This window comes from Streptomyces sp. MUM 203J (genome assembly GCF_022414595.1).
Taxonomy (GTDB): Bacteria; Actinomycetota; Actinomycetes; order Streptomycetales; family Streptomycetaceae; genus Streptomyces.
In genome coordinates this window covers 1-8,640 of the sequence record NZ_JADWYO010000109.1, presented here as the reverse complement: position 1 = coordinate 8,640, position 8,640 = coordinate 1, and the positions used below count along the sequence as shown (strand labels likewise).

Here is an 8,640-nt window from a genome sequence, read left to right as displayed (position 1 = left end):
CCAGAACAACATCAACTACGCTGACACCAGCCGCATAACCCGTGTCCAGGATTCGGGGTCAAGGCCCGTTCGACGGCCAAGTGCAGCTTGGTGGTCAGGGCCCCGCGCGAGCGGCCGAGCCCGTGGTCGTCCGCCTCGACGGTGACGCCGCCCGGAGAATCCTTCTGCAACTCCCCTTTTCCTTGCCCGGCGGCGTGCTGGTGGCCCACACCCCCCGTCCGCGCGGACACTCTCGCCAACCGCCTGCCCGCCACCGCCTGGCAGCGGCGCGAAGGGCACGCACCACTACGGCTGGGCCTGGATACACACCGGCACCGGCGAACACCGCCACCTGCTTACTGCCGCAACCGCTCCAGTGGTGAACAGACCTTCTACCTGTGCTGGTCACCCACTACAGTCACCCTCGCGGAGCTGGTCCGCGTTGCTGGTGTCCGCTGGAGCGTCGAGGAATGTTTCCAGGCCGCCAAGAGCCGGGTCGGACTCGACCACTACCAGGTCAGACACTGGACCTCATGGCACCGGCACGTCACGCTCGCCCTGGCTCTTCTGGCTGCCGTCGCCGCCAGCGCGGCTCCGGCCGGGGCCGCCGATCCACACCAATCTGCCCGCAGCCGCGATGCGATCACTGACCGTCCCAGAGACCCGACTCTTGCTCACAGCCGCCCTGATCCCATCGACTTCCCTGGCCAGACTGCCGCACTGGTCCGACTGGCGCCGACAGCACCAGGCAACAGCCTGACGCTGCCACTACCAACGGCGATCTGCCGCCTGTGATGCCGTGCGACAGACGGCTGGCGGCAGCACGAGCCGTTCAGCTCATCTCGTCGTGGAGCGTCGCAGTCAACCATAAGGGCTGGCCGACTTCATGACTTCACGTCGACCCGCCGCCATCGCCGAAGCTCGGGCTACCGCGGCGTCGTACTGGTCGGCATCGAAGTGCAGCATTGGGAGCTGCACCCCGTCACCGGGGACCTGCCAGCCGGACCATTCCACGATGCCTCCGCACTTTTGCCTACAGTTCCCGGCCTGGACAACGGCATCGTCTACCCCGTGACCGTCACCGACTACACCGCCACCCGAACCCACAAGCTCACCCCGGGCCAGAAGGAGGCCAACCGCGTCCTCGCCTCGGACGCGCACCGGTCGAGCACGCCTTCGCCCACCTCAAGAACTGGCGGTTCCTCACCAAGCCCCAAACCGCCCCCGCCCGCCACCCGCCTCCTGCGCGCCCTGCTCGTCCTGACGAACCTCGGAGCCAACCGCTGACGGATGATCTTCTCCGCGGACTCCCGCCCCCGACCAGCGTGAGTACTCCGAGAACCGGCCACATCAGCCCTTTGAACTGAAACTTCAAGTTGGCGGAGGCTCACTGGACGTCAGGAGGAGACGTCCACCAGGACTTTGCCGACCGCCCGGTTTTCGACCGCCCGGTGCGCGTCGGCGGTGCGGTCGAGGGGAAAGCGGATCAGCGGCAGGCCGTGCTCCTCGCCGACCGGCAGCGCGCCGTCGCGTACTGCGGCGGTGACGTCCTGGACGGCCGTGGTGCGTGCCTCCGGACCGGCCGTGTAGAGCACCAGGAACTGGAAGCGTGTGTTCAGCACCATGTTCTGCAGCACGTTCAGTTCGACCGGCTTGCCACCGTCGTTGGCGTAGGTCGAGATCGTGCCGCGGGTTCGCAGCACGGCCAGGTCCAGTGCGAGGTTCGTGCCCAGCGCCACCTCTGCGACGACGTCGACGCCGTCCGGGGCGATACTGCGGATCTCGGCGGCCGGGTCGCCCTCGCGGTAGTTGATCACGTGGTGGGCCCCGGCGGCGGCGGCCAGCCGGGCCTTCTCCGGGCTGCTGATCGTGCTGATCACGGTAGCGCCGGCCCATCGGGCGAGCTGAATCACCGCGTGCCCGACCGCTCCGGCCCCGCCCGCGGCGAGCACCACCTTCCCGTCGAGTGCCCCGGGCCGCAGCCGACGCGGCCCGTCCTCGGCGACGGTGAGTGCGCGGTGGGCGGTCAACGCGGGGACTCCGAGTGCGGCGCCGACGTCGAAGCCGGCCTCATCGGGCAGCGGCACGGCCTGTTCGGCAGGCACGACGGTGAACTCTGCGGCGGTACCGGTGGGCCGCCCGGCGGCGGCCATGAACAGCCAGACGCGCTGACCGACCCGGCTCTGGTCGACACCCTCACCGATGGCGTCGATCGTGCCGGCGCCGTCGAGGTGCGGGGTGACCTCGGAGAAGTGCTTGGGGTGACCGGCGCCGGCGCGCGCCTGCCAGTCGGTCGGGTTGACCCCGGACACAGCGACCCGGACGCGAACCTCGCCCGGGCCGGGCGCCGGCAGGTCACGGTCGACGAACTGCAGAACGTCGGGGGCGCCGTTGTCGCGGTAGATGATGGCCTTCATGATCCGTCCTTGGAGAATGGTAGAGCGGTTTTCCCGACGTGGCCTGGGGGTTCGTCAGGTGTCCGGCGTGTGGTGCGGTCGCGGCCCGGGCCGCGTTGGTTCCCGTCAGCCAATGAGGACTTCGTTGGAGCGGGACTCGATGCCATCGAGGGTGGCAAGGGCCGCGGCGTCGAGCGCGATCCCGCCGACCGCGATGTTGGCCTCCAAGTGGGCGGCGTCGGCGGTACCGGGGATGAGCAGCACGTTCGGGGCGTGGTGCAGCAGCCAGGCGAGGCCGACCAGGGAGGGTGTGACGCCCAGGGACTCGGCCACGGCGTGCACCGCTGGCTCGTCGGTGACCTTGGGCAGGCCGGGGGAGGCCCCGCCCAGCGGGAAGAACGGCACCCAGGCGATGCCCTCGGCCGCGCACAGCTGCAGCATGTCCTCGTCATCGCGGGAGACGAGACTGTACGCGTTCTGCACGCAGACAATGCCCGCGGGCAGAGCGCGGCGCAGGACGTCGAGGGTGATGCTGCTCAGACCGATCGCGCCGATCTTGCCCTCATCGCGCAAGGCGGTCATCACCGCGAGCTGGTCGTCGAGATCGACGACCTGGTCACCCTCGGGACGCAGCCCGGGGCCGGAGTCGAGGCGCCGCAGGTTGACCACCGGGAGTCGGTCGAGACCGAGGCTGCGCAGGTTGTCCTCAACGCTGGCGCGCAGCTGTTCGGGCCGCTGTGCCAGACGCAACGGCAGCTCCCCGCCAGGGTTGGGGTCAGCCCCCACCTTCGTGACCACCAGGACGCCGTCCTGGGGGCGCAGCGCCTCGCGGATCACGTCGTTGGCGAAACCGAAGCCGTAGAACTCGGCGGTGTCCACGTGGTCGACGCCCAGCTCGACCGCGTGGCGCAGTAGCGCGACGGCCTCGCCGCGGCGGTCGTGCAGCCGCTCGAGCTGTAACGCGCCGTAGCCGATCCGGGAAACGCTGCGGGCGGCTAACGAAGCGGTCGCGGTGGTCATGACGCTGTCTCCTCGGTCGGTGTTCGCAAGGCGGTGTAGAGCAGTTCGGCCTGATAGAGCGCCATGATCCGGCGGGCAATCGGGACAGCGCGCTCCCGGGCCTCGGCCGGCTCGTGATGCTCGACCGTGACCAGCCACGCCGTGACGCAGTCGCGCAGCATCGCACGCATCCGGTCGGTCATGTCGACGACGATGCCGTGGATGGCCGGGTCGGTGGTCGCCTCACCCCAGGTCTGCACGCCGACCCGGGCCTCGGCGGGGTTGATCGCGGCGATCAGGCGGGAGAGTAGTTCGTCGGGGCCGGGTGGGGCGTCGGCCGCGGCGTACTCACCGAGGACTTCGGCGCGCTTGGCGAGCACCTCGCGGGCGGCGGCCCGGACCAGGTCGGCTTTGTTGCGGTAGTGCGCATAGATCGAGCCGGCCGAGAGGCCGGACTCGGCGGTGATGTCGGCGATCGAGGTCCGCTCCAGCCCGTTGCGGCTGAAACAACGGACGGCGGCCTCGGCGATCTGAGTACGCCTGAGTTCCTTGCGCGCGTCGGTGAGCCGAGGCACCACACCTCCCACAAAAAGAATCTACATTCTCCTTATGGAGACACTAGCAGAACCGCGGTTCTGTATGTGACAGGTGCGTCTCGTGCGAGCATGCCTGGTCGTCACGACCGGGAACGGTCGCGATGGCGGGTGGTCAGACGGACGGCAGGCGGTCGGCGCACCAAACGGTCCGACCCGGCGGCGGAGGTGGTGACTCCGCCTCAACCGTCGGCGGCGAGGTGGCCCGGCCGCTCCCTCAGCAGGTATTGCTCCGCACTGCAGAGGGTCGCCTGTTCGGGCAGCGCTGCGCGCAAGGCGCGAGCGGCGCCCGTCGGCCCGCGTCCTGCACGGACGGCCCTTGACTGGTTACGGCGGCGACCATGGACTCCCGCAAGGTGGTCAACAGGGCCGGGTTCCGCCCGTGCACTGGCAGGGACAGCCAGGTGAGCACTGCACCACGCGCTGTGGCATGGATGATCTGGGCCGCGAGTTCCTCGTCCACGCGGAGCCAGCCGCTGGCGGCGAGGCGCCGGATGCGGCCCATCAGGATCTCCATGCCGGCCTTGAAGGAGGCCGAGGCGGTCCTCGTGGGCTCGCTGCACATCGGCGTGTACAGCGCGGGGTTGGCCAGGCCGTACTCAACCGCGACGTCCCAGCAGGCTCTCAGGTCCTCGACGGGGTCCCGCGGGTCCGGGCCGACGTGCTTGGTGGCGAGAAACGCGGTGAAGCCGTGCTCGGCCACCGCGTCGAGCGGCCCGTCCTTGTCCCCCAACAGCCGGTAGATGGCCGGCGGCTGCAGGCCCGCCGCTTCAGCGACCGCGCGGGCCAACAGCCGGTCCACGAAGACCAGCCGCCGCTTCGGTCCGGCACCTGCCCCGACGCCGGTCCTGGCCGCGCCGCTGGCGCAGCGCCGACTCGCGGGCAGCCTCCCGACGCGGAGCAAGTTCTTCGAGCAACTCGCCGAAGTGTGCGCGGGAGACTCCGGACAGGGCAGGATGGGAACAGGCCGCACGGGCCCAGGTAAGCGTCACAACTCGTTCAACCCCGTCCGGCCCTTCTCGTGTCACGGGCAGACCGCGACCACAAGTCCTAAGTGGTCGAGCTCGCAAGACCTTCGGGGGTTGACGCGGTGGTTGATTTGCGGCAGATGCGCCTGGGCCACTGACGAGGGGCAATTGCTTCTGTTTAGCGCGGTATGCCCAGTTCGCCTACGCGCAGCCCGGCCTGGAATCGGGAGTCGGCCTCGAGTTTGGCCATCAGGTCGGCCACGCGCCGCCGGTAGGTGCGGAGCGAGATGCCGAGCCGTTTGGCCGCCGATGCGTCGGTGAGTCCGGATGCGAGTGTTTGGAGGATCACGCGTCCGTCGGCGTCGAGGTGTGGGGCGTTGCTGTGCAGGTAGGTGTTGAGATCGGTGGCGGTGTCCCAGATCGCCTGGAACAGCGAGTGGACGCCGTCGACCAGGGTCTGCGACGTCGTGACGGTGTATTCGCGGCCGGTGGGGGTGTGCTGGCCGGCGAGGATCACCACGCGCCGGTCGATGAGGATGGTTTCGTGTGGCATCGGTGAGCTGCTGATCCGAACGGCAGCGCCCTTGTGCTGCACCATCTGCAGGTGCGTGCGGGCCTCCTCGTCGGCGAGGGCGACCGGGCTGAGCAGTTTGCGGGAGGTGAAGCCGGTGGAGTCCGTGGCTCGCATCCGGTTGCGGATCGCTGCCCTGGCCTGGGGTTGTGACCAGGTCCTGAGGTCCCGGGCGCCGCAGAGGAACTCGGTCTGCGCAGACTCGAAGAGGTGTCCGGCGCGTGTGATCAGCTCTGCGTCCCCTCGGACGGAGTACACCTGCTCTTTCCGCATTCCCCCAGTCTGGCAGCAAGCTGCCATGCGTTCGCGGGGCGTGGTGAGGGGCGGACAGCATGAGCCTCATGACGATCAAGACTTTCTCCTTTGGTGGAGATCTGGCCATCAATCGCCTCGGCTTCGGCGCGATGCGCCTGGCGATGGGGACCTTCGACGGCCCGGTGCGGGCGCCGGAGACCGGCATCAAGGTGCTCCGGCGCGCCGTGGAGCTGGGTGTGAACCACCTCGATACGGCTGGCTTCTACGGCCGCGGGCCGGTGCGGGCCAATGAGCTGATCCGTAGGGCATTGACGCCGTACCGGGAGGACGGCCTGGTGATCGCGACGAAAGTCGGTCCGCTGCGGGGTCCGAAGGGTCTGCCGAGTGAACAGGCGATGCCTGATCAGTTGCGTGGCCTGGTGGAGGCGGATCTGCGTTCTCTCGGGCTGGACCGGCTCGACCTGGTGTACCTGCGGGTCGGTGGGATGAGCGGACCGGGTGGCGAGTCGATCGCCGAACGGTTCGCGGTGCTCGCCGAGCTTCGCGCTCAGGGGCTGATCCGGCATCTGGGCGTCAGCAACCTCGACGCCGCCCAGTTCGCCGAGGCGAGGGCGATCGCGCCCGTCGCGGCGGTGCAGAACCGGCACACCGGTGACATGGGGCTGCTGGCCGCATGCGAGGAAGCGGGTATCGCGTACGTGCCGTACTTCCCGCTCGGCGGCGGTGGCGAGCCGCGCAGCGCGGAGCGGCTCGGCAAGGTCGCAGCGCGACTCGGCACGACCACCGCACAGGTCGCGATCGCCTCGCTGCTGGCGATGTCGCCGTCGGTGCTGGCGATTCCGGGCACCGGATCACTCGATCACCTGGAGGAGAATCTCGCCGCCGCCGATCTCAGCCTCACCGAGCAGGACTTGGCTGACCTGCGGGGCTGACTGACCGATTCCGAAGGCGGACTTTCCCGTCATGGCCATGGCTGCTGCCAGCCCGATCTCCCCGACCGCAGCCGAGCGCAAGAGGCTGAAGACGATGGCCTTCGGCCTCAAGACCGAGTACCGGCTGCGGGTACGGGCCCAGGTGGTGTTGCAGGCCGCGCGCGGCCGGTCCAACGCACGCGTCGCCCGCGAGACCGGCCTGCACATAGATACCGTGCGGACCTGGCGCGGCCGGTTCGCCCACGGCGGGCTGTCGGCCCTGGCCGACCGGAGGCGCAGCGGGCGCCCCGCCCGCTTCACCCCCGTGCAGGTCGCCGAGGCCAAGGCGCTGGCATGCCAGTTACCCGCCGAGACCAGCGTGCCGCTGGCGCGCTGGTCGTGCCCGGAACTGGCCGCCGAACTGACCGCATGCGGGATCACCGACAGCAGCTCTGCGTCCACGGTGCACCGCTGGCTGTACGAGGACGCGCTCAAGCCCTGGCAGTACCGGTCCTGGATCTTCATCCGCGACCCCGACTTCCGCACCAAAGCCCAACGGGTCATGGACCTGTACGCCCGCACCTTCGACGGTGCCCCGCTGGGCGAGGACGAGTACGTGATCTCCGCGGACGAGAAGACCTCGATCCAGGCCCGCTGCCGCTGCCACCCGACCCTGGCCCCGGGCCGGGCCCGGGCGATGCGCGTCAACCACGAATACCAGCGCGGCGGCGCGCTGGCCTACCTGGCCGCCTACGACGTCCACCGCGCCCGCGTCCTCGGCCGCTGCGAGGCCACCACCGGCATCGTGCCGTTCATGAACCTGGTCACCCAGGTCATGACCACCGAGCCCTACGCCAGCGCCAGACGCGTCTTCCGGATCGTCGACAACGGCTCCTCCCACCGGGGGAAGAAGGCCATCGACCGTCTCACCGCGGCGTTTCCGAACGCCGTCATGGTCCACACCCCGGTCCACGCCTCCTGGACGAACCAGGTCGAGATCTTCTTCTCCGTCGTCCAACGCAAAGTCGTGGCACCCAACGACTTCACGAACCTCGACCAGGTCCAAGACCGGCTCCGAGCCTTCGAAGACCGCTACAACGCCACGGCACAGCCGTTCCAGTGGAAGTTCACCACCTCCGTCCTGGACGATCTGCTGGCCAGGCTCGACCGACACACCGCCGATCACCCAGAAGAATCCTCCGCCGCCTCAGCCACCTGATCAACGCCCGAAGGACTTCGAACGCCGACCACTACGGCTGGGCCGGCCACACGACCGCCTGAGCGACGATGACCCGCTCACCGTTGAACGTGACCGCAGGGCCTTCGTGCAGTTCGTAGCCAAGACGTATCGCTTCGCTCACGCGATGGCAGAACGCGGCGTCGTCCGGGCCGGTCAGCACTCGGTAAATCGGCAATCCGTCTGGTGGTGTACTCATGAAGAGAAAGATCTCATGTGCACCCCCCACCGAGCCAAGCGACCAGAACCCCCCAAAGCCGATTGCTCCCAAGGTCGTTACCCCGACCTCCAGGTGATCGCTGGCCAGTGGGCAGAGGTCGTGCTCTTCTGTCTCGGCCACACCGGGTTCTTCGCCGATGCATGCCGATGCAGGCGGCCTGGCCCGCCCGCTCGCCGACTACTGGGTTAACACGGCGAAGGCCGTGTCCACCCTCGTCGGTGTCTCACTTCCGCAGGGAAGCTGACGCTTGCCGTCTCTCGGAGGATCCGGGCGTCTGTCTCGGTTGGTGGGTATCAACGTCGCGCCTTCGAGTGCCTCCCTGTGGGTGACAGGGTCTGCGGTGTGAAGTCGTCAGCCGCGTTGTGTCCATGGCGGAGCCAAGGGGGCCTCGCGTTGAGCTGAGCCGAAGCCGTAAGCACTCAGGACAGCGCTTGACCTGACGTTGGGCCTTGACCCCGAATCCTGGACACGGGTTATGCGGCTGGTGTCAGCGTAGTTGATGTTGTTCTGG

The 8,640-nt window shown here is 68.8% G+C and carries 9 protein-coding genes; 3 read left to right on the top strand and 6 right to left on the bottom strand.

Going from position 1 to position 8,640, the window contains the following annotated elements; genetic code table 11:
- The first annotated feature begins 1,008 nt into the window (after positions 1-1,008).
- Positions 1,009-1,266, top strand: coding sequence for a hypothetical protein (locus tag I3F58_RS28785; RefSeq protein ID WP_240111653.1), 258 nt, complete (start codon positions 1,009-1,011; stop codon positions 1,264-1,266).
- Between the two features lie 110 nt (positions 1,267-1,376).
- Here I3F58_RS28785 and I3F58_RS28780 read toward each other — a convergent pair whose 3' ends face one another.
- The 5 genes from I3F58_RS28780 to I3F58_RS28760 form a co-directional block, all read right to left on the bottom strand.
- Positions 1,377-2,396 carry an NADPH:quinone reductase gene (locus tag I3F58_RS28780; RefSeq protein WP_240111652.1) on the bottom strand — a complete coding sequence of 340 codons (1,020 nt, stop codon included), beginning with the start codon at positions 2,394-2,396 and terminating at the stop codon, positions 1,377-1,379.
- Positions 2,397-2,501: 105 nt separating this feature from the next.
- Complete coding sequence (locus I3F58_RS28775; RefSeq protein WP_240111651.1) at positions 2,502-3,395, bottom strand: aldo/keto reductase; 894 nt, start codon at positions 3,393-3,395, stop codon at positions 2,502-2,504.
- Positions 3,392-3,961, bottom strand: a complete 570-nt coding sequence (locus I3F58_RS28770; RefSeq protein ID WP_240111650.1) for a TetR/AcrR family transcriptional regulator — start codon at positions 3,959-3,961, stop codon at positions 3,392-3,394. The genes I3F58_RS28775 and I3F58_RS28770 overlap by 4 nt, the downstream gene beginning before the upstream one ends.
- Before the next feature lie 223 nt (positions 3,962-4,184).
- Entirely contained in the window at positions 4,185-4,871 is a 687-nt protein-coding gene (locus I3F58_RS28765; RefSeq protein ID WP_308355079.1) for a TetR/AcrR family transcriptional regulator, read from the bottom strand.
- A gap of 242 nt (positions 4,872-5,113) precedes the next feature.
- Positions 5,114-5,779: a LuxR C-terminal-related transcriptional regulator gene (locus I3F58_RS28760; protein ID WP_240111649.1), complete on the bottom strand. Its 666-nt coding sequence runs from the start codon at positions 5,777-5,779 to the stop codon at positions 5,114-5,116.
- Positions 5,780-5,847: 68 nt separating this feature from the next.
- On the opposite strand from I3F58_RS28760, the gene I3F58_RS28755 reads away from it, so the two are divergent.
- Together I3F58_RS28755 and I3F58_RS28750 are read left to right on the top strand one after the other, a co-directional pair.
- On the top strand, positions 5,848-6,693 hold the full coding sequence (locus tag I3F58_RS28755) for an aldo/keto reductase (protein ID WP_240111648.1): 846 nt from the start codon (positions 5,848-5,850) through the stop codon (positions 6,691-6,693).
- Positions 6,694-6,730: 37 nt separating this feature from the next.
- Positions 6,731-7,891 (top strand): IS630 family transposase, encoded by a 1,161-nt coding sequence (locus I3F58_RS28750; protein WP_240111647.1) that lies wholly within the window; start codon positions 6,731-6,733, stop codon positions 7,889-7,891.
- 31 nt (positions 7,892-7,922) lie between these two features.
- On the opposite strand, the gene I3F58_RS29530 is transcribed toward I3F58_RS28750, so the two are convergent.
- A complete protein-coding gene (locus I3F58_RS29530) occupies positions 7,923-8,108 on the bottom strand; it encodes a DUF1737 domain-containing protein (RefSeq protein ID WP_275679044.1) in 186 nt (61 codons plus the stop codon).
- Positions 8,109-8,640: the final 532 nt, after the last annotated feature.

Coding starts and splice junctions, on each gene's coding strand:
- I3F58_RS28780 (WP_240111652.1), bottom strand. CDS start 2,396: ATGAAGGCCATCATCTACCGCGACAACGGCGCCCCCGACGTTCTGCAG.
- I3F58_RS28775 (WP_240111651.1), bottom strand. CDS start 3,395: ATGACCACCGCGACCGCTTCGTTAGCCGCCCGCAGCGTTTCCCGGATC.
- I3F58_RS28760 (WP_240111649.1), bottom strand. CDS start 5,779: ATGCGGAAAGAGCAGGTGTACTCCGTCCGAGGGGACGCAGAGCTGATC.
- I3F58_RS28755 (WP_240111648.1), top strand. CDS start 5,848: ATGACGATCAAGACTTTCTCCTTTGGTGGAGATCTGGCCATCAATCGC.
- I3F58_RS28750 (WP_240111647.1), top strand. CDS start 6,731: ATGGCTGCTGCCAGCCCGATCTCCCCGACCGCAGCCGAGCGCAAGAGG.
- I3F58_RS29530 (WP_275679044.1), bottom strand. CDS start 8,108: ATGAGTACACCACCAGACGGATTGCCGATTTACCGAGTGCTGACCGGC.